Origin of the sequence: Streptomyces sp. NPDC048623 (genome assembly GCF_040650755.1) — a bacterium.
GTDB lineage: Bacteria > Actinomycetota > Actinomycetes > Streptomycetales > Streptomycetaceae > Streptomyces.
In genome coordinates, this window is record NZ_JBEZHV010000002.1 from 58328 (window position 1) to 81738 (window position 23411).

The window sequence follows — 23411 nt, forward strand, 5'->3', positions numbered from 1 at the left end:
TGCGCGTCCCGCCGCGTTGCGCTTGCGTGGAAACCGCCGGGTGCGCCCGACCCGTATATCAGCCACATCTCACTCTTCAGGAGGCCTCCCCGTGACCGCCCGATCCGCAGGCAGGACAGCCCGCAAGCCGAAGACGCCCGCTCCCCGGGCGGAGGCCACACCGGACCGGGCGGCGGCGGCCGCGGCCGGCGCCGTACGCCAGGCGCCACCGCTCGACCCCGGTGACCGGGCCCGGCTGCTCGCCGGGGAGCACCACGACCCGCACGGTCTGCTCGGGGCGCACCCCGTGCAGGGCGGGGTGGTGATCCGGGTGCTGCGGCCGTGGGCGAAGGAGGTGGCGGCGGTCCTGCCGAAGGGGCGCCGCGTCGAGCTCGAGCCGGACGGCGACGGACTGTTCTCGGTCCTGGTCCCCCGCCTCCGCAAGGTCCCGGAGTACCGGCTCCGCGTCCGCTACGACACCGACGAGCTCGCGCTCGACGACCCGTACCGCTTCCTCCCCGCCCTCGGCGAGCTCGACCTGCACCTCATCGGCGAGGGCCGCCACGAGGAGCTGTGGACGGCGCTCGGCGCCCGCGTCATGACCCACCAGAACGTCACCGGCACCCGCTTCACCGTGTGGGCGCCCAACGCCCGCGGCGTCCGCGTCACCGGCGACTGGACGTACTGGGACGGCAGCGCGCTGCCGATGCGCTCGCTCGGTTCGACCGGCGTGTGGGAGCTGTTCGTGCCGGGCGTCGGCGAGGGCGCGGTCTACAAGTTCGACATCACGCGCCCCGACGGCAGTCACACCCTGCGCGCCGACCCGATGGCCCGCCGCACCGAGTGCCCGCCGAACACCGCCTCCGTCGTGACCGCCGACCACCACGTCTGGCAGGACGCCGACTGGATGGCCCGGCGCGGGGCGCGCCCGCACCACGAGGCGCCGATCTCGGTCTACGAGGTCCACCTCCCCTCCTGGCGCCCGGGTCTGACGTACCGGCAGCTCGCGGACCAGCTGCCCGCCTACGTCCGCGATCTCGGCTTCACACACGTGGAGTTCATGGCGGTCGCCGAGCACCCCTTCCACGGCTCGTGGGGCTACCAGGTCACCGGCTTCTACGCGCCGACCGCCCGCATGGGCACCCCCGACGACTTCCGCCATCTCGTCGACGCACTGCACCAGGCCGGCATCGGCGTCCTCATGGACTGGGTGCCGGCGCACTTCCCGCGCGACGACTGGGCACTCGCGGAGTTCGACGGGCGGCCGCTGTACGAGCACGAGGACCCGCGCCGCTCGGCGCACCCGGACTGGGGCACCCTGGAGTTCGACTACGGCCGCACCGAGGTGCGCAACTTCCTGGTCGCCAACGCCGTCTACTGGTGCGAGCAGTTCCACCTCGACGGTCTGCGCGTGGACGCGGTCGCCTCGATGCTCTATCTCGACTACTCGCGCGAGGGCGGCGAGTGGCTGCCGAACGAGTTCGGTGGCCGGGAGAACCTGGACGCGGTGGCCTTCCTCCAGGAGATGAACGCCACCGTCTACAAGCGCTGCCCGGGGATCATCACCTTCGCCGAGGAGTCGACGGCCTGGGACGGGGTGACCCGCCCGACCGACCAGGTCGGGCCCGGCGGCTTCGGCGGGCTCGGCTTCGGCATGAAGTGGAACATGGGCTGGATGCACGACTCGCTCGGCTACATCGCCAAGGAGCCGGTGCACCGCAAGTACCACCACCACGAGATGACCTTCTCGATGGTGTACGCGTACAGCGAGAACTACATCCTGCCCATCTCCCACGACGAGGTCGTGCACGGCAAGCGCGCGCTGGTGTCCAAGATGCCGGGCGACTGGTGGCAGCGACGCGCCGACCACCGGGCCTATCTGGGCTTCATGTGGGCCCACCCGGGCAAGCAACTCCTCTTCATGGGGCAGGAGTTCGCCCAGGGAGCGGAGTGGTCGGCGGACCACGGGCCCGAGTGGTGGCTGATGGACGAGACGTACCACTCGGCCGGTGACCACCGGGGCGTACGGGACCTGGTGCGCGATCTGAACACGGTGTACACGGCGACGCCGGCGCTGTGGGAGCGGGACACCTCCCCGGAGGGCTTCCAGTGGATCGTCGGCGACGCGGCGGAGGACAACGTCTTCGCCTTCCTCCGCTTCGACGCGATCGGCGCCCCGCTGCTCGCGGTGTCCAACTTCTCCCCGGTCGTGCGGCACGACTACCGCCTCGGGGTGCCGGACTCCTTCGCCGCCTGGACGGAGGTCCTGAACACGGACGCGGCGCGGTACGGCGGCGGTGACGTGGTGGGCACGGACCCGGTGAAGACCGAGTCGGTGCCGTGGCACGGGCGGGCGGCGAGCGTCCGGATGACGCTGCCGCCGCTCGCGACGGTCTGGCTCAGGCCCGCCTGATTCAGGCCGCCCGCCGGATGACGCCGAGCCGCTGGGTGGCCCGGGTCAGCGCCACGTACAGGTCGTTGATGCCGTGCGGGGCGCCGGCCCGGATGCCGTCCGGGTCGACGACGAGCACGGTGTCGAACTCGAGGCCCTTGGCCTGGCGCGGGTCGAGCAGCACGACCGGGCGCGTCAGGTCGGGCTTCGGCCCGTACGAGGCCTCGGGGAGGGCGGCGATCAGCTCCGGGTGGAGGCCGGCCGGGGCGATGACCGCGATCCGTCCCTCGGCCCGGAGCTCGGCGGCCACCGCGTCGGCGGTCTCCTTCACCGGGTCCTCGACCGTACGGTCCCAGGGCTCGACGCCCGTGGAGCGCACCGAGCGCGGCGGCTCGAAGCCCGGGTCGGCGGTGCGCCGCACCTCGGCGGCGACCGCCATGATCTCGGCCGGCGTGCGGTAGTTGACGCCGAGCCGGACGAGTTCCCAGCGGTCCTCCACGTACGGCGCGAGGATGTCCCGCCAGGAGCCGACGCCGGCCGGGTCGCCGGTCTGCGCCGGGTCGCCGACCAGGGTCATGGAGCGGGTCGGGCTGCGCCGCATGAGCAGCCGCCACAGCATCGCGGACAGCTCCTGCGCCTCGTCGACGATGATGTGCCCGAAGGCCCAGGTGCGGTCGGCGGCGGCGCGCTCGGCGGCGCTGCGGTGGTCGGCCTCCTCGTGGCGCTCGGCGAACCGCTCGGCGTCGATGATGTCGTGCGCGGACAGCACCTCGGAGGCGTCCGCGTCCAGCTCCGTCTTGTCCTCGAACTCGTACGTACGGGAGGCGAAGGAGACGTCGAGGACGCCCTGCGCGTACTGGATCTGCTTCTGCCGTTCGGCCTCCTCGGCGGCGCGGGCGGCGGAGTCGTCCTCGCCGAGGAGTTCGGCGGCCTCGTCGAGGAGGGGCACGTCGCCGGGCGTCCACGGGCCGCCGTCGCGGCGGATCGCGTCGAGGTCGGCCTCGTCGTCGAGGTGGGTGGGCTCGGCGAGGTAGTCGGCGAGGAACTCCTCGGGGGTGAGCGCCGGCCACAGGGTGTCGAGGGCGGCGTGCACCTCGGGGTTGGCGGCGACGCCCTTGGCGAGCAGGGCGAGGTCGTCGGGGCCGAGGAAGTTGGGGCCGCCGTAGGGGTCGGCGCCGATCCGGTCGGCGAGCTGTTCGGCCAGCGCGTCGAGGATCGCGAAGACGAAGTAGGGGCGGGCCAGGTTGTGCGGGAGGTGGGTCTCGCGGGCCTTGTGCCGGGCCTCCAGGGCCATGTCCCAGTCGATGACCAGGTCGCCGTCCTCGTGCGCGACGATCAGCGGCGTACCGCGCTCGGGGACCTGCTGCCGGTCGCGTACGGCCTGCGCGAGGGCCTCGGCCATCCGGGCGGAGCCCTTGACGGCGGCGGCGCGCGGGGTGTCCGTACCGGTGGCGTGGACGCCGGGGTAGAGCTCGCCGGGGGTGGCGAGGAGGACGCCGGTCTCGCCGAGGGAGGGCAGGACGTTGCCGATGTAGCCGAGGAAGGCGGGGTTGGGACCGACGATGAGGACCGCGCGCTTGGCGAGCTGCTCGCGGTGGGCGTAGAGGAGGTACGCGGCGCGGTGCAGGGCCACGGCGGTCTTGCCGGTGCCGGGACCGCCCTCGACGACGAGGACGCCGCGGTGCGGGGAGCGGATGATGGCGTCCTGCTCGGCCTGGATGGTCTGCACGATGTCGTGCATGCGGCCGGTGCGGGCGGCGTCGAGCGCGGCGAGCAGCACCTCGTCGGCGTCGCGGCTCTCGTACCCGGAACGGGTGGCGTCGTGGAGGTCGAGCACCTCGTCGTGGAGCGACACCACCTCGCGGCCGTGGGTGGTGATGTGACGGCGGCGCCGCAGGCCCATGGGCTCGTAGCCGGTGGCGAGGTAGAAGGGGCGGGCGACGTCGGCGCGCCAGTCGACGACGAGGGGGGTGCGGTCCGGGTCGTCCCGCCGGATCCCGATCCGCCCGATGTGATGGTCGCGCCCGTCCCGGAACACGAGCCGCCCGAAGCAGAGCCCGCTCTCCCCCGCGTTCAGCGCGGTGAGCAGCCCGGACCGCTCGGCCACCAGTACGTCCCGCTCCAGGCGCGCCTGCGCGCTGCCCTCACCGGGGGTGGCGAGGGCGCGGGCGACACCGACCTCGGCCTGGTCCCGGAGGTCGTCGAGTCGTGCGTAGAGGTCGGTGATGAATTTCTGCTCGTTCCGAAATTCTTCGGTTGACAATTCGACTCCCGGCGCGATACAGTGCGTTTAGTGAAACGTCCGTGTTTTTGCTCTGCGCAGACACGGAATTCATGAATATACGTGAGACGCACCCCTGACTGTCAATTCTAGTCGGGGGTATTTTCGTGTCGTGAGCGGAGACGCGAAAGGCCCGGCTCGCCCCCATTTCCTGGGGGCGAACCGGGCCGGGTCCCGTGGCGCGTACGCTCAGACGTCCGCGAGCTCCTCCAGGAGCCGCCGCTTCGGCCGGGCGCCCACCATCGCCTTCACGGGCTCGCCCGCGCGGAACACCATCAGCGTCGGCATCGACAGGACGCCGTACTTGATCACGGTGGCCGGGTTGGTGTCCGCGTCGATCTGGACCACCTTGAGGCGGCCGGCCTCCTCCTCCGCCACCGCGCTGAGCACCGGCGCGAGCTGGCGGCACGGGCCGCACCAGTCGGCCGTGAACTCCACCAGGACGGGGAGTTCCGCGCCGAGGACCTCCGCGTCGAAGTCGGCGTCGGTGACCTCGTCCACACCCTTCGCCTTGATCATCCTTCTTCCCCTCCTGTGTCGGTCCGCTCGTCGTGTGCGAGTTCGTGTCCAAGCTCGTGTCCGAGTTCGCAGCGCGGCTCGGGGCCGCCGGCCAGCTCCGCCTCGGCGCGCAGCAGCTGCGCCCCGACCTGGGCGCGGACGCCCTGGAGCTGGTCGATCAGGCCGTCGAGCTCGGCGAGCTTGCGCCGGTAGACGGCGAGGGACGCCGGACACGCGTCGCCCGCCGGGTGCCCGGCCCGCAGGCACTCCACGAACGGCCGGGTCTCCTCAAGCTCGAACCCGAAGTCCTGGAGGGTCCGGATCTGCTGGAGCAGCCGCAGGTCGTCCTCGTCGTAGGTGCGGTAGCCGTTCTCCGTGCGCCGTGCGGTGAGCAGGCCCCGGGACTCGTAGTAGCGCAGAGTCCGCGTGGTCGTGCCCGCCCGCTCGGCCAGCTCGCCGATTCGCATGTCCTCGAACGTACGCCTTGACGCCGACGTCAAGGCAAACCCGGCCAGGCGCTCAGGCCGGCGGAAGCAGCGGCTTCCGCTCCACCGGCGAGGACAGCACGATCGAGGTGGTCGTACGGCCGAGGGCGGAGGTCTGCTCCAGGATCTCCTCCAGGTGCACGGTGTCGGTGACGGCGACCTTGAGGATCCAGCAGTCCTCGCCGACCACATGGTGCACCTCGCGGATCTCGGGCCGGCCGAGGAGTTCGAGGGTGCGCGGGTGCTTGAGGGTGTAGCCGCCGTGCGGGTTGACCCTGATGAAGGCCTGGATGCCGTAGCCGAGGCGGGCGGGGGCGACCTGCGCGCCGTACCCGGTGATCGCGCCGCAGGCCTCCAGGCGGCGGACGCGTTCGGTGACGGCGGCGGGGCTGAGCCGGACCCGGCGGCCCAGCTCGCTCAGCTTGATGCGCCCGTCGCTCTGCAGCAGGTCCAGAATCTGCCGGTCGACGGGGTCGAAAGCGGCGACCGTCGTTTCGACGGCGGCGAGCCGCTGCGGCCGTGGTTCCTTCGGCGGGACGGCCCGGACTCCCATGTTTCCCCCTTCAGTCGGCGAGGCCACAACGTAACACTGGTGGGTATGGAGATCTTGGTCATCGGCGGCAGCCGCTATTTCGGAAAGCGCCTGATCAGGCGCCTGCTCGGCGCCGGACACCGCGTATCGGTCCTCAATCGTGGTTCCTCCCCGGCGCCGGAGGGGGTGACGGCCCTGCGCGCCGACCGCAACGACGAGAAGGCGCTGGAAAGCGTCCTCGCGGGGCGGACGTTCGATGTCGTGATCGACCAGTTCCTCTACACCCCGCGCCAGGCGGAGATCGCCCTCCGCGTGTTCGCGGGGCGCACCCGGCGCTATGTGATGACGTCGACGGTCGAGGTGTACGAGTACGAGGACTCGGCGGTCCCGGTCGCCGAGGGCGCCGTCGACCCGGCGTCCGTCGCGGTCGACCTCGGTCTGCCGTGGGAGAACCCGGAGTTCCTGGACGCGCACTACGGGGAGGGGAAGCGGCAGGCCGAGGCGGTGTTCACCGCCGATCAGGGGGCCGCGTTCGCGTGGGCGTCGGTGCGGGTCGCGCATGTGCTCGGCGGCGCGGACGACTTCACCGGGCGGGTCACCCACTACGCGGAGCGCATCCGGGCGGGTGAGCCCATCGCCGTACCGCCGGTGAACCGTCCCGCGACCTATGTGTACGTGGAGGAGATCGCGGAGTTCCTGGCGTGGGCGGCGACGGGGACGGAATTCACCGGGCCGGTGAACGCGCATTCCCACGGGCCGCTGACGACGGCCGAGATCTGCGCGGAGATCGAACAGCTCACGGGCGGCCGGACCGTGTTCCAGGAGGCGGAGGTCGGGGAGGTGTCGCCGTTCTCCTTCGCCCGCTCGTACGGCATGGACAACGCACGGGCGGAAGCTCTCGGTTTCCGCTTCTCGCATTCCTCGGAATGGCTCCGGAAGGCCCTTTCCGAGACGGTTTCCGCGACCACCGCTCAGGAGGCCTGAATGCCGGCCCACCGCACGCTCGGCGGCGTCACCGTCGGCGCCGTCGGACTCGGCGCGATGCCGCTGTCGATCGAGGGGCACCCGGACGAGGCCCGGGCGCTCGCCACCGTGCACGCCGCCCTGGACGCGGGGGTGACCCTGCTCGACACGGCCGACTCCTACCACCCGCCGGGCGGCGAGACCGGCGCCAACGAACGGCTCGTGGCCCGCGCGCTCGCGGCGTACGGCGGGGACCGCGACGCGGTGCTCGTCGCGACGAAGGGCGGGCGGGGCCGGAGCGCCGACGGCGGCTGGACGGTCGACGGGCGGCCGGAGCACCTGCGGCGCGCGGCCGAGGGCTCGGCCCGGCGCCTGGGCGTCGAGGCGATCGGCCTCTACCAGCTCCACAAGCCCGACCCGGCGGTGCCGTACGCCGAATCCCTGGGCGCGGTACGGGAGTTGCTCGACGCGGGCACGGTCAGGCTCGCCGGGGTCTCGAACGTGGACCGGGCGCAGATCCTGCTGGCCCGGGAGATCCTGGGCGAGCGGCTCGTGTCGGTGCAGAACCGCTACTCCCCCGCCGTCCGCGACAGTGAGCCCGAGCTGCGCCTCTGCGCCGAGCTCGGCCTGGCCTTCCTGCCGTGGAGTCCGCTGGGCGGCATCTCGCGCAGCTCGCTCGACGGCGCCTCGGCCCAGGCACCGGACCCCCGCTTCCGTTCCTTCCACCAGGTGGCCCGGGACCGTGGCGTGTCGCCGCAGCGCGTCGCGCTCGCCTGGCTGCTCGCCCGGCCCGGGGGTCATGTGCTGCCGATCCCGGGCGCGAGCCGTCCGGAGACCGCGCGGGACTCGGCCCTGGCCGCGGAACTGGTGCTCAGCGCTTCGGAGTCGGCCGAGCTCGACGGCGTACCGGAGGCGTGACCCGTAGAACGCCCCCTGCTCGTACGGAACGCCCCCGCCGCATGCGCGACGGGGGCGTTCCGCGTCCGGGACCCGGATCCGGCTCAAGGCCCGGGGCCCGGAGGTCTCACGCGCTGCCGGACGTCAGACGGCGGCGGGGGCCTTCTCCTCGCCCTCGTCGGCGCGCTGGTCCGGCACGGCGGCGGGGGCGTGGTCGTCGACGAGGGTGGTCTCGTCGAAGGGGACGTGGCCGGCGAGCACCTCGGTGACGCGGGCCTTGTCGATCTCCTTGGTCCACGTGCCGACCAGGACCGTGGCGACGGCGTTGCCCGCGAAGTTGGTGAGGGCGCGGGCCTCGCTCATGAAGCGGTCGATGCCGACGATCAGGCCGACGCCGTCGACGAGGTCGGGGCGGTGCGACTGGAGGCCGCCGGCCAGGGTGGCGAGGCCGGCGCCGGTGACGCCCGCCGCACCCTTCGAGGCGATGATCATGAAGACGAGGAGGGAGACCTGCTCGCCGATCGACAGCGGGTCGCCCATCGCCTCGGCGACGAAGAGCGAGGCCATCGTGAGGTAGATGGCGGTGCCGTCGAGGTTGAAGGAGTAGCCGGTCGGGACGGTGATGCCGACCACCGGCTTCGAGACGCCCAGGTGCTCCATCTTCGCGATCAGACGCGGCAGGGCCGACTCCGAGGAGGAGGTGGACAGGATGAGCAGGAACTCGCGGCCCAGGTACTTCAGGAGCGAGAAGATGTTGACGCCGGCGATCAGCCGGAGCAGCGTGCCGAGCACCACGAAGACGAACAGCGCGCAGGTGGTGTAGAAGCCGATCATGATGACGGCGAGCGACTTGAGCGCGTCGACGCCGGTCGCGCCGACGACGGCGGCCATCGCGCCGAACGCGCCGACCGGCGCGGCCCACATGATCATCGCGAGGATGCGGAAGACCAGGCGCTGGATGTGCCCGATGCCGCGCAGGACCGGCTCGCCGGCCGCGCCCATCGCCTGGAGCGCGAAGCCCGCGAGGAGCGCGACGAGCAGGGTCTGGAGCACCTGGCCCTCGGTGAAGGCGGAGACGAGGGTCTTGGGGATGATGCCGAGGAGGAAGTCGGCGGTGCCCTCGCTCGCTCCCTCGGCCTGCTTGGCGCCGGCCTCGGCGATGTCCTTGGTGAGGTGGAGGCCGGAACCGGGCTCCAGGATGTTGCCGACGACCAGGCCGATGGCGAGGGCGACGGTCGACATCACCAGGAAGTAACCGAGGGCGAGACCGCCGACGGCGCCGACCTTGGCGGCCTTGCGGACCGAACCGACGCCGAGCACGATCGTGCAGAAGATGATCGGCGAGATCATCATCTTGATCAGATTGACGAAGCCGGTGCCGATCGGCTTGAGCTCGACGGCGACGCCGGGCGCCAGGAAGCCGACGGCGATGCCGAGCACGACGGCGCCGATGACGGCCAGGTACAGATAGTGGGTGCGGTCCCGTCTTGCGGCCACGGGGTCCTCCTCGTCCTCAGTTGTCCACGTCCCGGTGGATCCCCGCGACTATCCATCAGCCCTGTGACCGGGGTCACCGTTGCGTACGTTTCGTTCATGGCCGAAATGCCACGGTCCAGCGCGGGCGCCTGCTGATGCCTTCGCGGTGCGTGCCCGCGCGCGTGCCTTTCGTCTCGTTCGCGGAACGATTCGGCCTGTGGGTTCGGGGGAGCAAATCGGGCGGGGCACACTGGCTCGCATGCGTCTCCGTCTCCCCCGCCCCCGCAGCCTGGCCGGTCAGCTGTTCGCCATGCAGGTCGTCCTGGTGGCCGCCGTCGTCGCGGGATGCGTCGTCTTCGCGTACGTGACGGATCGCGCCCAGGCCGAGGAGACCGCACGCCGGCAGTCCACGGCGGCCGCGACGGCGGTCGCCGCCTCCCCGGCGGTGGTGGCGGCGGCACAGGCCGCCGGGCACACGAGCCCGACGGCGCGGCTCCAGCCGTACGCGGAGGCCGTGCGCCGGGACGCGGGCGTCAGCTACGTGGTGGTCATGGCCCCGGACGGCACCCGCTGGACGCACCCGGAGCCCGAGCAGATCGGGCACACCTACCTCGGGCACATCGACCGGGCGGTGCGCGGCGAGACCTTCTCCGAGACGCACAAGGGCGTGCTCGGGCTCTCGGTGCGCACGGTCGCGCCGGTCTTCGACGACCGTGAGCAGGCCGGGGAGCCGGGCCGGCGCCGGGTGATCGCCCTGGTGAGCTCCGGCATCACCGTCGAGCGGATCAGCCAGCAGGTACGGGAGCAGGTCACGGCGCTGCTCGGCACGGCGGGCGCGGCGCTGGTGCTCGGCGGCGCGGGCACGTACGTCATCAACGCGCGGCTCCGGCGCAGCACCAAGGGCATGAACGCGACCGAGCTGAGCCGGATGCACGACTACCACGAGGCCGCGCTGCACGCGGTGCGCGAGGGGCTGGTGATGCTGGACGGGCAGCGCCGGATCGCGCTGATCAACGACGGGGCGCGGGAGCTGCTCGGGCTGTGCGGGGTGGACGTGGTGGGCTGCTCGGCGGCCGAGCTCGGGCTGCCCGCGCCGCTGACCGGAGCGCTGCTCTCCGCCGAGCCGCGGGTGGACGAGCTGCATCTGACCGACGAGCGGGTCCTCGTCCTGAACACCCGGCCGGTGGTCGGCGGGGAACGCCGGGGCACCGTGGTCACCCTCCGGGACCGTACCGAACTCCAGGCCCTGTCGGGCGAGTTGAACTCGGAGCGGGGCTTCACGGAGGCGCTGCGCTCCCAGGCGCACGAGGCGGCGAACCGGCTGCACACCGTGGTCTCGCTGATCGAGCTGGGCCGGGTCGACGAGGCGGTGGGCTTCGCCACGGCCGAGCTGGAGCTGGCGCAGGCGCTGACCGACCGGGTGGTCACGGCGGTCGGCGAGCCGGTGCTCGCCGCGCTGCTCCTCGGCAAGGCGGCGCAGGCCAACGAGCGGGGCGTGGAGCTGGTCCTCACGGAAGACAGCCGGATCGACGACGGGGTGCTTCCGGTGTCGCCTCCCGCGCGCGACCTGGTGACGATCCTGGGCAACCTGATCGACAACGCGGTGGAGGCGGCGGGACTCCCCGAGGGCGGACGGAGCGGGCGGGTCACCGTCACCGCGCTCGCCGGCGGCGGAGGCGAGCTGCTGATCCGGGTCGGGGACAGCGGGCCCGGGGTGCGCCCCGAGGACCGCGCCGACGTGCTCGACCGCGGCTGGTCGACCCGCGGCCCGGGCCGGGGCCTCGGCCTCGCCCTGGTCCAGCAGGCCGTGCGCCGCGCCTCGGGCACCCTGACGATCGCCGAATCCCCGCTGGGCGGCGCGGAGTTCACCGTACGGCTGCCGCTCGACGTGGCCGCCCCTGAGCGGATCACGGCGGAGGTGGGCGCGTGAGCGGCGGCGGTGGCCGTGGTGACGGCATCCGGGTGCTCGTGGTCGAGGACGATCCCGTCGCCGCCGACGCGCACGCCCTGTACGCGGGGCGGGTGCCCGGCTTCACCGTGGTGGGCGTGGCGCACTCGCGGGCCGAGGCGGTGCGGCTGCTCGACCGGACCCGGGTCGATCTGCTGCTGCTCGACCTGTACCTGCCGGACGGGCACGGGCTCCAGCTCCTTCGCGCGCTGCGGGCGGCCGGCCACGCGGCGGACGTGATCGCGGTGACCTCGGCGCGGGACCTCACGATCGTGCGGGAGGGCGTGTCGCTGGGCGTCGTGCAGTACGTCCTCAAGCCGTTCGCCTTCGCGACCCTGCGGGACCGGCTCGTGCGCTACGCGGAGTTCCGGTCGTCGGCCGGCGAGGCCTCGGGCCAGGACGAGGTGGACCGGGCCCTCGCGACCCTGCGCGCGCCGCAGCCCGCCGCCCTGCCCAAGGGCCTGAGCGGCCCCACCCTGGAGGCGGTCACCCGCTCGCTGCGGGCGGCGCCGGACGGCCTGACGGCGACGGAGGCGGGCGTGGCGGTCGGCATCTCCCGGATCACCGCGCGCCGCTACCTGGAACACCTGGTGACGGCGGGCCGGGCGGCCCGGGCCCCGCAGTACGGCCAGATCGGCCGCCCGGAGCTGCAGTACCGGTGGCTGGAGGCCCGCGGCCGCTGACCGGGGGTCACGGGCGCACGGCTGTCGGTTACTGAGCGGTTCCCACGTTCCCACAAGCGAAAGCGTTGGGTGAACACACCGTAGCCAGGAGTCACCCCCCGCTCCTACCGTGGCCGGATGCACCATCCCGCCCCACCCTTCGACGCCCTCGCCGCACGCCGACTGCGCGAGGGGCTCGGCATGGCCCCGGGCCATGTCGCCTACGGGCTCCGCGCCCAGTACGGCCTGCACGTCACCCCCGACACCGTCATCGCCTGGGAACGCGGCCGCGCCGCCCCCGGCGCGCAGGAGCTCACCGCCCTCGCCGGGGTGCTGTGGTGCTCCCCCGCCGAGCTCCTGATGGCGGCCACCACCCTGCGCGAGCACCGGATCGCCCGCGGCCTCGCGCCCGAGGACCTGGCGCGGCAGGTGGGGCTCGACCCCACCGCGTACCTCCGCATGGAGGAGTCCGGCGGCTGGCGCGGCACCGAACGGCAGACCGCCGCCCTCGCCGAGGCGCTCGGCCTCGGGCCGCGCGAGCTGCTCACCGCGACCGGCGGGGACGAGCAGCTGTCCGGGCTGCTGCGGGACGCGGCGACGACGCGGTGGCAGGCGTACGTGAAACCGGTCGGGAAGCTGCTGCCGCTGCCCCGGCGCTCGGTGGAGCAGGCGTTGCAGCGGCTGCACGGCGAGTACCACGCGCGGATGGCCGCGACCAGCAGCTGGGGCGCGTCGGGGGCGACGGGCGACGAGGGCCGGGCGTACCTGGACGGGATCATGGACCATTTCTGGGCGGCGGCCGCGCCCCTGGGCTGACCGCGCGAGACGGCACATGGCCTTCGAACGGCTCCACGACTTCCGTGACATGGGCGGCCGGCGGAGCAGGCCCCCGCCCCCTCACTCCCCGCGCTCGAACACGAACACCTGGCCCTTGGCGTCCGGGGTGCACGGGGCCTGCACCAGACCCGCGCCCTCCGCCTCCCTCTCGTCCCCGACCGTGACGCACGTGTCCGGGGGCGCGGGGGCCGCCGGGGTGAGGCGGTAGCCGGCGGGTGGGGTGCCGTAGGGGTGGAGGGTGAAGGTCTCGACGCGGGTGGGGGCGCCGCACGTGGAGTCGTCGAGCATGGCGTCGGGTGTCCGGCCGCCGGCGGGGAGGCCCCAGCAGCCGGGGCCGCGGTCGGGGTGCCGGCTGACGATCCGCCAGTGGGCGTCGCCCGGGGCGCCCACGCGCTCCAGCGAGTGGCTCGGCACACCGGCGTCCGCGCAGGCGAGCTGGAGGACCTGGCCGGTGCCGGTGCCGGTGCCGGTGCCGCGCCGCTCGCCCAGGCACAGGCCGGAGTCCAGCGCCTTGATCGTCACCGGTCCCTCGACCAGATCGCCGTGCCCCGGGCCGCCCCCGAGGACCAGGGCGATCACGCTGACGGCCGCGAGCACCAGACCGGCCACGCCGATCACCCCGACGAGCCCGCGGCGCAGCCGTCCCCGCACCCCGGGGTCGGGGGCCGGGTCACCCATGGCCGCCATTCCCACGGGCCCCAGCCTTGTCGACCGGCGCACAGGGCTCAAGCACGGATTCGGCCCCGATCGTCACGGGGACGATCGGGGCCGGGAGCTGAAAGCCGGGACAAGTGCCGGGACAAGTGGGGGCGGAGGTCCCTCGCCGAGGGCCGAAAGCCCCTGAGGCCGGAGGACCGCGACGTCAGACGGACGTCAGACGGACGTCAGAAGACCGACTCCGCCTCCCGCATCCGGTCCTCCGGCACCGTCTTCAGCTGCGTCACCGCCTCCGCCAGCGGCACCATCCGCACATCCGTGCCCCGCAGCGACGTCATGTTGCCGAAGTCGCCGCGGTGCACCGCCTCCACCGCGTGCCAGCCGAAGCGGGTGGCGAGCACCCGGTCGTACGCGGTCGGGGTGCCGCCGCGCTGGACGTGGCCGAGGATGACCGGGCGGGCCTCCTTGCCGAGGCGGCGCTCCAGTTCGTACGCGAGGGCGGTGCCGATGCCCCGGAAGCGCTCGTGACCGAACTGGTCGATCTCGCCCTTGCCGTAGTCCATGGTGCCCTCGGCCGGGTGGGCGCCCTCGGCGACGCAGATGACGGCGAACTTCTTGCCGCGCGCGAAGCGTTCCTCGACCATCTTGACCAGGTCGGCCGGGTCGAAGGCGCGCTCGGGCAGGCAGATGCCGTGGGCGCCGCCGGCCATGCCGGACTCCAGCGCGATCCAGCCGGCGTGCCGGCCCATCACCTCGACGACCATGACGCGCTGGTGCGACTCCGCGGTGGTCTTGAGCCGGTCCATCGCCTCGGTGGCGACGCCGACCGCGGTGTCGAAGCCGAAGGTGCGGTCGGTGGCGGAGATGTCGTTGTCGATGGTCTTCGGGACGCCGACGACCGGGACGCCCGCCTCGGACAGCATCCGCGCGGCGGTGAGGGTGCCTTCGCCGCCGATCGGGACGAGCGCGTCGAAGCCGCTCTTCTCGATGAGCTCCTTGGCGTTCGCGCAGGCCGCGGCGAAGCGGGCGCGCTCCAGGCGCGAGGAGCCGAGGATGGTGCCGCCGCGGGCGAGGATGCCGCTGACGGCGTTGAGGTCGAGGGTGCGGTAGCGCCCGTCGAGGAGGCCCGCGTAGCCGTCCTCGAACCCGATGACCTCGTCGCCGTAGTGCGTCACGGCCCGGTGCACGATCGACCGGATCACCGCGTTCAGGCCGGGACAGTCGCCGCCCGCTGTCAGAACTCCGATGCGCATCGTGCTGTGTCTCCTGCTCGGTAGTGGTACGGGGAGCCGCTCTCGATTCTCACACGCTCGGCGGCACGGACGCGCTCACTGCTCCTCCGCGGCCGCTCCCCGGGCCCTGCCGCGGAGGGCCTTCGGCGGGCTCCGGAGGCCTTTGGTCCCGGGGTGTGAGGCCCTTCGCCCAGCGGGCGTCGTATCGATCCCCAGGGGTATTGTCAAGAGGGCATTGCCGCTCCATCGGTGCTTTCTGCTCGCACCCGATTGACAGGAGCCCCGCTGATATTCGGACAGGAGAACACGGCGTGACGCGCAGCGTGTACGTGACCGGGATCGACCGCGGAGACGGCCGCCAGGTCGTCGAGCTGGGAGTCATGGAGCTCCTGACCCGCCAGGTGGACCGCGTGGGGGTGTTCCGGCCGCTGGTGCACGACGGTCCCGACCGGCTCTTCGACCTGCTGCGCGCCCGCTACCGGCTGACCCAGGACCCGGCGACCGTGTACGGCATGGACTACCAGGACGCGTCCGCGCTGCAGGCGGAGCAGGGTACCGACGAGCTGGTGTCCCGGCTCGTGGACCGGTTCCACGCGGTGGCCCGCGACTACGAGGTGGTGCTCGTCCTCGGCACCGACTTCGCCGCCACCCAGCTCCCCGACGAGCTGGCGCTGAACGCGCGGCTCGCCAACGAGTTCGGCGCCTCCGTGATACCCGTGGTCGGCGGCAAGGACCAGACCGCCGAGTCCGTACGCGCCGAGGCCCGCAACGCGTTCCGCGCGTACGACGGGCTCGGCTGCGACGTGCTCGCGATGGTGGTCAACCGGGTGGCCGCGGAGGACCGGGAGGTGATCGCGGAGCGGCTCGCCGCCCGGCTGCCCGTGCCCTGCTACGTCGTGCCCGACGAGCCGGCCCTCTCCGCGCCGACGGTCTCCCAGATCACCCACGCGCTCGACGCCAAGGTGCTCCTCGGGGACGACGCCGGGTTCGCCCGCGACGCCCTCGACTTCGTCTTCGGCGGCGCGATGCTGCCGAACTTCCTCAACGCCCTGACCCCGGGCTGTCTGGTGGTCACCCCCGGCGACCGGGCCGATCTCGTCATCGGCGCGCTCGCCGCGCACTCGGCAGGCACCCCGCCGATCGCCGGTGTGCTGCTCACCCTCGACGAGCGCCCCAGCGACGAGATCCTCACCCTGGCGGCCAGGCTCGCGCCCGGCACCCCGGTCATCTCCGTACCGGGCTACAGCTTCCCCACCGCCTCCGAACTCTTCGCCCTGGAAGGGAAGCTGAACGCGGCGACGCCCCGCAAGGCGGAGACCGCGCTCGGCCTCTTCGAGCGGCACGTCGACACCGCGGACCTGCTGCGCCGTGTCTCCGTCGCCCGCAGCGGCCGGGTCACCCCGATGATGTTCGAGCACGAACTGCTCGAACAGGCCCGGGCCGACCGGCGCCGGGTGGTGCTCCCCGAGGGCTCCGAGGAGCGGGTGCTGCGCGCCGCCGACGTGCTGCTCCGCCGCGACGTCTGCGACCTGACGCTGCTCGGCGACGTCGAGGCGATCCGCAAGAAGGCCGCCGACCTGGGCATGGACCTCGGCGACACCCAGCTGATCGACCCGCAGACCTCGGAGCTGCGCGACGCCTTCGCCGAGAAGTACGCGCAGCTGCGCGCCCACAAGGGCGTCACGGTGGAGCTCGCGTACGACGTCGTCTCGGACGTGAACTACTTCGGCACGCTGATGGTCGAGGAGGGCCTGGCCGACGGCATGGTCTCCGGCTCGGTGCACTCCACGGCCGCGACGATCCGCCCCGCCTTCGAGATCATCAAGACCAAGCCGGAGGCCTCGATCGTCTCCTCGGTCTTCTTCATGTGCCTCGCCGACAAGGTGCTCGTGTACGGCGACTGCGCGGTCAACCCGGACCCGGACGCCGAGCAACTGGCGGACATCGCCGTGCAGTCGGCGGCCACCGCCGCCCGCTTCGGCGTCGAGCCGCGGATCGCGATGCTGTCGTACTCCACCGGCACCTCCGGCTCCGGCGCCGACGTCGACAAGGTGCGCGAGGCCACGAAGCTGGTCCGCGAGCGCCGGCCGGAGCTGCGCATCGAGGGCCCGATCCAGTACGACGCGGCCGTCGAGCCGTCCGTGGCGGCCACCAAGCTGCCGGAGTCGGAGGTGGCCGGCCAGGCCACCGTGCTGATCTTCCCGGACCTCAACACCGGCAACAACACGTACAAGGCCGTGCAGCGTTCGGCCGGCGCGGTCGCCGTCGGCCCGGTGCTCCAGGGCCTGCGCAAGCCCGTGAACGACCTCTCGCGCGGCGCGCTCGTCAGCGACATCGTCAACACCGTCGCCATCACGGCGATCCAGTCCCAGCCCCAGGCCCAGCCCCAGTCCCAGGAGCTCCCGGCATGACCCGCATGACCCGCATGACGTCTCCCACCCGTGTCCTGGTCCTCAACTCCGGCTCCTCGTCGGTGAAGTACCAGCTGCTCGACATGCGGGACGGCAGCCGGCTCGCGTCCGGCCTGGTCGAGCGGATCGGCGAGGAGACCTCGCGGCTCGTCCACACCCCGCTGCTCGGAGGCGGCGGTGAGAAGCGCGAGAAGAACGGCCCCATCGCCGACCACGCGGCCGCCCTGAAGGCCGTCGCCGAGGAGCTGGCCGCCGACGGCATCGGCCTGGACTCCCCCGAACTCGCCGCGATCGGGCACCGGGTGGTGCACGGCGGGCTGCGCTTCACCCAGCCGACCGTCATCGACGACGAGGTCCTCGCCGAGATCGAGCGGCTCGTCCCGGTGGCGCCGCTGCACAACCCGGCGAACCTGCTCGGCATCCGTACGGCCATGGCGATGCGCCCCGACCTGCCGCAGGTCGCGGTCTTCGACACCGCCTTCCACACCACGATGCCGGAGTCGGCGGCGCGCTACGCGATCGACGTGGAGACCGCGGACGCGCACCGCATCCGCCGCTACGGCTTCCACGGCACCTCGCACGCGTACGTCTCCCGGGAGACGGCGAAGCTGCTCGGCAAGGAGCCCGAGGAGGTGAACGTGATCGTGCTGCACCTGGGCAACGGGGCCTCCGCCTCGGCGGTGCGCGGCGGCCGCTGCGTGGACACCTCGATGGGTCTGACGCCGCTCGAAGGCCTGGTCATGGGCACCCGCTCGGGCGACATCGACCCGGCGGTCACCTTCCACCTCAAGCGGGTGGCGGGCATGTCGGCGGACGAGATCGACGTGCTGCTCAACAAGAGGTCCGGTCTGGTCGGACTGTGCGGCGACAACGACATGCGGGAGATCCGGCGCCGGATCGAGGAGGGCGACGCGCGCGCGGCGCTGGCCTTCGACATCTACGTGCACCGGCTGAAGAAGTACATCGGGGCGTACTACGCGGTGCTCGGGCGGGTGGACGCGGTGGTGTTCACGGCGGGGGTCGGCGAGAACGCGGCACCGGTACGGGAGGCTGCCATCGCGGGTCTGGAGGAGCTGGGCCTGGCGGTGGACGCCGACCTGAACGCGGTGCGGTCCGGCGAGGCGCGGATCATCTCGCCGGCGTACGCGCGGGTGGCGGTGGCCGTCGTACCGACCGACGAGGAGCTGGAGATCGCCCGGCAGAGCTACGCACTTGTGAGCGAATCGACCCCGAAGGAGTGAACGCCTGAGCGGCTCCGCGCCCATTTGTACATTCCACCAGACGGAATATTCCGCAGCGAAACAAACCGATAGGATCCGTCGTATGCGCCGTTCCAAAATCGTCTGCACGCTGGGCCCCGCCGTCGACTCCTATGAGCAGCTGAAGGCTCTCATCGAGGCCGGCATGAACGTGGCCCGATTCAACATGAGCCACGGGACCCAGGCAGAGCACCAGGAGCGGTACGACCGTCTCCGCAGGGCCGCTGCGGAGACCGGCCGCGCCGTCGGTGTGCTGGCCGACCTCCAGGGCCCCAAGATCCGTCTGGAGACCTTCGCCGAGGGTCCCGTCGAGCTGGTGCGCGGTGACGAGTTCACCATCACCATCGAGGACGTCCCGGGCGACAAGTCGATCTGCGGCACCACGTACAAGGGCCTGCCCGGCGACGTGTCCAAGGGCGACCAGGTCCTGATCAACGACGGCAACGTCGAGCTGCGCGTGGTCGAGGTCGAGGGCCCGCGGGTGAAGACGGTCGTCATCGAGGGCGGGGTCATCTCCGACCACAAGGGCATCAACCTGCCCGGCGCGGCCGTCAACGTCCCGGCCCTGTCCGAGAAGGACGTCGAGGACCTGCGGTTCGCGCTGCGCATGGGCTGCGACATGGTCGCGCTGTCCTTCGTCCGCGACGCCGCCGACGTCAAGGACGTCCACAAGGTGATGGACGAGGAGGGCCGCCGGGTCCCGGTCATCGCCAAGGTGGAGAAGCCGCAGGCGGTCGAGAACATGGCCGAGGTCGTCGCCGCCTTCGACGCCGTCATGGTGGCCCGCGGTGACCTCGCCGTGGAGTACCCGCTGGAGCGCGTCCCGATGGTGCAGAAGCGCCTCGTCGAGATGTGCCGCCGCAACGCCAAGCCGGTCATCGTCGCCACCCAGATGATGGAGTCGATGATCACCAACTCCCGCCCGACCCGCGCCGAGGCGAGCGACGTCGCCAACGCGATCCTGGACGGCGCGGACGCGGTCATGCTCTCCGCCGAGTCGAGCGTGGGCGCCTACCCGATCGAGACCGTGAAGACGATGTCGAAGATCGTCACCGCGGCCGAGGAGGAGCTGCTCTCCAAGGGCCTCCAGCCGCTGGTCCCGGGCAAGAAGCCGCGCACCCAGGGCGGTTCGGTCGCGCGCGCGGCCTGCGAGATCGCCGACTTCCTGGGCGGCAAGTCGCTGATCGCCTTCACCCAGTCCGGCGACACGGCCCGCCGCCTGTCCCGCTACCGCGCGGCCCAGCCGATCCTGGCCTTCACCACCGACGAGAGCACCCGCAACCAGCTCACCCTGAGCTGGGGCGTGGAGTCCTTCCTGGTCCCGTTCGTGGACAACACGGACTCCATGGTCGACCTGGTCGACCAGGAGCTGCTGAAGCTCCAGCGCTTCAACGCCGGCGACACCATGATCATCACCGCCGGCTCGCCCCCCGGCGTCCCCGGCACCACCAACATGGTCCGGGTGCACCACCTGGGCGGCGGAGAGCGCGACTGACGCTCCCGCACGGCCTGACGTAGGGCCTGATGTACGGCCTGATGTACGGCCTGATCCACGACGGAGCCCCCGTCCCTCCTCGGAGGGGCGGGGGCTCCGTCTTGTGCGGCTCCCGGAAGGGTCTGTTACGCGTTCGGCTCGATCGTGTTGCGCAGGCCCGGGACCCGGAGCGTGCCGCCGAACTGGCCGGCCTGCTTCACCGTGCAGCTGGTGAAGACGGCCCAGGGGACGTCGAGCGGCGGCGGGGACTGTGGGCTGAAGGTGACCGGGATGAGGCCGAAGAGGTTGCCCTTCAGCTCCTCCGTGTACATGGTCACCGTGCCGTTGCGGATGGTGGACTTCGAGCCCGGGTCGGAGCGGACGTGTCCGGTCAGGCCCTCGGAGTGCACGGTCAGCTGGTGCAGGTTCCAGATGTCCACCTCGTCCGCGGTGAACTTGAGGACCTTCTTGATCTGACCGCTGCCCGTCTTCACCTCGACGATGCCGTGGTACTTGAGACCGCGCAGCTCCAGCGTGCTGGTCTCCAGGCGCCACGGGTCGTCCGGGAGCAGCGGCATGCCGGTCTCCAGCTCCGCCGCGGCCAGCGCCTCCGGGTCGGGCTCGGGGCACGGGAAGCGCGGCTTGGCGCCGTCCGGTATGTCCTCGTCCGTGGTCGGTTCGAGGCCCTTCGCCGAGTCGTCCAGCTCCGCAGTGGTGGCACCGGCCTTGTCCGCGGCGTCCTGGATGGCGGCCTTGGTGCTGTCGACGGTCGCGTCCACGGTCTTGTCCGCGGAGGTGCCCGTGGGCGCGGTGGTCTTCGCCGGGGCGCTGGTCGCGGTGGGCGCCGGAGCCGGAGCCTTGGACGTCGACGTGGTCGCGGTCGGCGTGGGTGCCGGTGCGGTCGTCTTGTCCGGTCCGTCGAACAGGTCCTTGAGCGCGTCGCCGACACCCAGCGGGTCGAGCGGGTTGACCGTCTTGGTCGCCGTCGGGGTCGGGGCGGGCGCGGCCGTGGTGGTGCCGGCCGCGGGCGCCGCCTGCCGCAGCGCGGTGGTGCCGGAGGTCGCGGTCGGCTTGGGCGTGGCGGTCGCCGAGGTGTCCGGAGCGGGCTCCTCGGTCGGCGTCGCGGTCGCGGTGGCGCTCGCGGTCGGCTTCGGGCTCTCGGTCGCGTCGGGCGTGGCGGTCGCGTCGGGCGTCGGCTCGTCCGAGCGGGTCACGCAGGGGCCGGGGGCGAACGGGATGTCCGTGCTGTCGTCGGCGAGGGCGAGCCGGGGTGCCAGGCCCATGCCCATGATGACCGCCGTGGGCATGGCCGCGAGGGCCATCGCCTTGCCGACGGGTGCGTGGAGCTTGTTCAGGAGGGACTTGCGAGGGGCCGCGTGGCGCGGCCCTCTCGTCGTCCCGGCCGACTGTGTTTCGTCACCCCGCACTGTTCCTCCCGCCGTTGACGTCGATCGTCTTCCCGGCCACCGGCTCCTCTTGACCCTGCTGAGGGATCACGGGCTGCGTGGTGCCGTCGTGCGTGTGCTCGTCCGCGGCGGCCTCGGCCTCCGCCTGCCCGGCCTCCGGCTGCTCGGCCTCCTGGCCTGCCTCCTGGCCGGCCGGCTCCTCGGCGTCGCCCGTGTGTTCCGGGGCGTCGCCCGTGTGTTCCGGGGCGTCCGCGACGGCCTCCTCGGACTTCGGCTCGGCCGGCGCCCACGCCGCGGACATGGCGCCGCCGATGAGTGCGAACAGGAAGCCGACGACCAGGCCGCCGAAGTTCGACACGGGGATGGAGACCAGGGCGAGCACGATCGCCGCGACACCGGCGAAGACCCGGACGAGGGGCTGCAACCACATCGTCAGCCCGAGCGTGACGAGCAGAACGCCGATGATCAGCGCACCGGCTCCGGCCGTCGTCTGCATCGCGATCGTCATGCTGCCGAGCCGCATGTCCCCGTACGGGAGATAGGCGATCGGTACGCCGCCGATCATGGTGAAGAGGCCCGCCCAGAAGGGCCGGGTCTGCCGCCAGACCTTGAACCGGTTCTCCTGCTTGAACAGGTTCTCCTGGGGGACGCCGCTGGAAGCAGTGGACTCGGCGCTCATGGAAACAGCTCCCTGGAAGCGGTGTTGCTGAGATGGTGAAGAAAGGGGCGCTACCGAAGCGGGTGGGGGCCGTACGGGACGGCCCCGCACCCGCGCGCGTCAGTCCTGGACGGACTTCGGCATCAGTAGCACTCGACGTCGGCGCCCTTGCCGCGGTGCAGCGAGAGGTCGAGGTTCGGCAGCTTGAAGGTCGCGGCCGTGGTGGCCCACGCCCGCTGGTGGACGCCGGAGAGCGTCGCGGTCTCGGCACGCTGGCCGAAGCCGTACGGGTTGGCCTTGGTGTTCGGCTGGATGCCCGGCTTGCCCGGCTCCTTGGCGAGGTTGCCCGCCGCGACGCCGATGTCGATGTTTCCGAACTCGGCGTCGGCCTTCAGCTCGGCGACATCGAGGTAGATGCCCTTCGCGTAGACCGGCTTGCCGGCCTCCGTGCCGGCCCGCAGCACCAGCGTGACGTCGCCGACGAACGGGACGTTCGGCGTCACGACGGACTGGCACATGTTGGTGATCTCGGCCTCGGAGAAGCCGGACACCGCGACGGGCTCAGCGAAGTCCTTGCCGTCGAGGGTCTTGCCCGCGTCGACGCTGCCGTACTGGACGAAGTCCTTGCCGACGAGCTTGTCGGCCTTGACCTTGAAATCCTGGCCGGAAATGCTGAACGACGCGGCGAGCGCGCCCTGGGCGAGGCCGACACCGATCGCGGCCGTCGCGGCCACGCTCGGCACCATGACGACGGCGAACCGCTTCCATCTGGTCCCGCCACGAACCTGGGACTTCATGAGAATTCCTCCTTCTCGGACGTACATCTCCGGATGGGCCCAGGGGCCCGTCCTGGGATGGGAGAAGTGCTACGTCCTCGGGAAGGAGAGCGCCGAGGGCTCAGGCGGCACGACGCACGTCCCGATCACCGGCGATCACCCCCGAGCGACAACCACTGGCCGCGCGGTGCGCGGCCGGAGCTGGACAGGCCCTGCCGGTCAGAGCAGGAACCCCCCTGTCCACGACCGGCGGCGTCGCCGCCGGCCCGCCCGGTGGGGACCCTTCGCCGCACAGTCGGCGGATTCGCCGGGCTGGTGCGGTGTCGGACCGAGCGTCGCCGATCGTGGTCCATTCCCGGCCCCGGCACAAGGGGGTTCGTTACTCGCTAGTAACGGCCTGATAACCACGGGACGACCGGCTGACACGGGGCAGGCACACAGGGTGCCGCCAGGGCGCACGACAAAGAATGAGAAGGCCGGAGAAATCCGGACAGAATCGCGAGATCGATTTACTGCAAGTAACAGCGGCCGCGATTACCAAGTTTTGGTAAAGCGCGGCCGCTGAATGTCACCGTGTCGCCAAATCGT

Annotated in this window: 19 protein-coding genes; 9 read left to right on the forward strand and 10 right to left on the reverse strand. The window is 72.2% G+C overall.

The genetic code is table 11. From position 1 onward, the window contains the following. The first annotated feature begins 91 nt into the window (after positions 1-91). On the forward strand, positions 92-2392 hold the full coding sequence (gene glgB, locus AB0C73_RS03275) for a 1,4-alpha-glucan branching enzyme (protein ID WP_362523957.1): 2301 nt from the start codon (positions 92-94) through the stop codon (positions 2390-2392). A 1-nt stretch (position 2393) separates the two neighbouring features. On the opposite strand, the gene AB0C73_RS03280 is transcribed toward glgB, so the two are convergent. The 4 genes from AB0C73_RS03280 to AB0C73_RS03295 all read right to left on the reverse strand — a co-directional run bounded on the left by AB0C73_RS03280 (position 2394) and on the right by AB0C73_RS03295 (position 6188). Beyond that, positions 2394-4634: a UvrD-helicase domain-containing protein gene (locus tag AB0C73_RS03280; protein WP_362523959.1), complete on the reverse strand. Its 2241-nt coding sequence runs from the start codon at positions 4632-4634 to the stop codon at positions 2394-2396. 207 nt (positions 4635-4841) lie between these two features. Continuing rightward, entirely contained in the window at positions 4842-5171 is a 330-nt protein-coding gene (trxA, locus tag AB0C73_RS03285; RefSeq protein WP_362523961.1) for a thioredoxin, read from the reverse strand. Then, the gene (locus AB0C73_RS03290; RefSeq protein ID WP_362523963.1) at positions 5168-5617 is read right to left on the reverse strand and encodes a MerR family transcriptional regulator; all 450 of its coding nucleotides are present in this window, start codon (positions 5615-5617) and stop codon (positions 5168-5170) included. The genes trxA and AB0C73_RS03290 overlap by 4 nt, the downstream gene beginning before the upstream one ends. Before the next feature lie 52 nt (positions 5618-5669). Beyond that, the gene (locus tag AB0C73_RS03295; protein WP_362523965.1) at positions 5670-6188 is read right to left on the reverse strand and encodes an Lrp/AsnC family transcriptional regulator; all 519 of its coding nucleotides are present in this window, start codon (positions 6186-6188) and stop codon (positions 5670-5672) included. 45 nt (positions 6189-6233) lie between these two features. Between AB0C73_RS03295 and AB0C73_RS03300 the strand changes: the two genes are divergently transcribed. Beyond that, on the forward strand, positions 6234-7151 hold the full coding sequence (locus AB0C73_RS03300) for an NAD-dependent epimerase/dehydratase family protein (protein ID WP_362523967.1): 918 nt from the start codon (positions 6234-6236) through the stop codon (positions 7149-7151). Continuing rightward, positions 7152-8048: an aldo/keto reductase gene (locus tag AB0C73_RS03305; protein WP_362523968.1), complete on the forward strand. Its 897-nt coding sequence runs from the start codon at positions 7152-7154 to the stop codon at positions 8046-8048. A gap of 123 nt (positions 8049-8171) precedes the next feature. Here AB0C73_RS03305 and AB0C73_RS03310 read toward each other — a convergent pair whose 3' ends face one another. Further along, positions 8172-9524 carry a cation:dicarboxylase symporter family transporter gene (locus AB0C73_RS03310; RefSeq protein ID WP_362523970.1) on the reverse strand — a complete coding sequence of 451 codons (1353 nt, stop codon included), beginning with the start codon at positions 9522-9524 and terminating at the stop codon, positions 8172-8174. A gap of 238 nt (positions 9525-9762) precedes the next feature. On the opposite strand from AB0C73_RS03310, the gene AB0C73_RS03315 reads away from it, so the two are divergent. From AB0C73_RS03315 to AB0C73_RS03325, 3 genes are all read left to right on the forward strand, one after another. Then, entirely contained in the window at positions 9763-11433 is a 1671-nt protein-coding gene (locus AB0C73_RS03315) for a sensor histidine kinase (RefSeq protein ID WP_362523972.1), read from the forward strand. Beyond that, complete coding sequence (locus AB0C73_RS03320) at positions 11430-12134, forward strand: response regulator (protein ID WP_362523974.1); 705 nt, start codon at positions 11430-11432, stop codon at positions 12132-12134. The genes AB0C73_RS03315 and AB0C73_RS03320 overlap by 4 nt, the downstream gene beginning before the upstream one ends. A 117-nt stretch (positions 12135-12251) precedes the next feature. Next, positions 12252-12929, forward strand: a complete 678-nt coding sequence (locus tag AB0C73_RS03325; protein ID WP_362523976.1) for a helix-turn-helix transcriptional regulator — start codon at positions 12252-12254, stop codon at positions 12927-12929. A gap of 81 nt (positions 12930-13010) precedes the next feature. On the opposite strand, the gene AB0C73_RS03330 is transcribed toward AB0C73_RS03325, so the two are convergent. Continuing rightward, positions 13011-13628 (reverse strand): hypothetical protein, encoded by a 618-nt coding sequence (locus AB0C73_RS03330; RefSeq protein WP_362523978.1) that lies wholly within the window; start codon positions 13626-13628, stop codon positions 13011-13013. 206 nt (positions 13629-13834) lie between these two features. Beyond that, positions 13835-14860: an ATP-dependent 6-phosphofructokinase gene (locus AB0C73_RS03335; RefSeq protein WP_362523980.1), complete on the reverse strand. Its 1026-nt coding sequence runs from the start codon at positions 14858-14860 to the stop codon at positions 13835-13837. 290 nt (positions 14861-15150) lie between these two features. On the opposite strand from AB0C73_RS03335, the gene pta reads away from it, so the two are divergent. From pta to pyk, 3 genes are all read left to right on the forward strand, one after another. Next, on the forward strand, positions 15151-17250 hold the full coding sequence (gene pta / locus AB0C73_RS03340) for a phosphate acetyltransferase (protein ID WP_362523982.1): 2100 nt from the start codon (positions 15151-15153) through the stop codon (positions 17248-17250). Between the two features lie 14 nt (positions 17251-17264). Next, positions 17265-18491 carry an acetate kinase gene (locus AB0C73_RS03345; protein WP_362524699.1) on the forward strand — a complete coding sequence of 409 codons (1227 nt, stop codon included), beginning with the start codon at positions 17265-17267 and terminating at the stop codon, positions 18489-18491. 82 nt (positions 18492-18573) lie between these two features. Then, a complete protein-coding gene (pyk, locus tag AB0C73_RS03350) occupies positions 18574-20004 on the forward strand; it encodes a pyruvate kinase (protein WP_362523984.1) in 1431 nt (476 codons plus the stop codon). Between the two features lie 125 nt (positions 20005-20129). On the opposite strand, the gene AB0C73_RS03355 is transcribed toward pyk, so the two are convergent. From AB0C73_RS03355 to AB0C73_RS03365, 3 genes are all read right to left on the reverse strand, one after another. Continuing rightward, the gene (locus tag AB0C73_RS03355; protein ID WP_362523986.1) at positions 20130-21290 is read right to left on the reverse strand and encodes a hypothetical protein; all 1161 of its coding nucleotides are present in this window, start codon (positions 21288-21290) and stop codon (positions 20130-20132) included. 109 nt (positions 21291-21399) lie between these two features. Beyond that, positions 21400-22068, reverse strand: a complete 669-nt coding sequence (locus AB0C73_RS03360; protein ID WP_362523988.1) for a DUF6114 domain-containing protein — start codon at positions 22066-22068, stop codon at positions 21400-21402. 122 nt (positions 22069-22190) lie between these two features. Then, a complete protein-coding gene (locus AB0C73_RS03365; protein ID WP_362523990.1) occupies positions 22191-22844 on the reverse strand; it encodes a DUF6230 family protein in 654 nt (217 codons plus the stop codon). Positions 22845-23411: the final 567 nt, after the last annotated feature.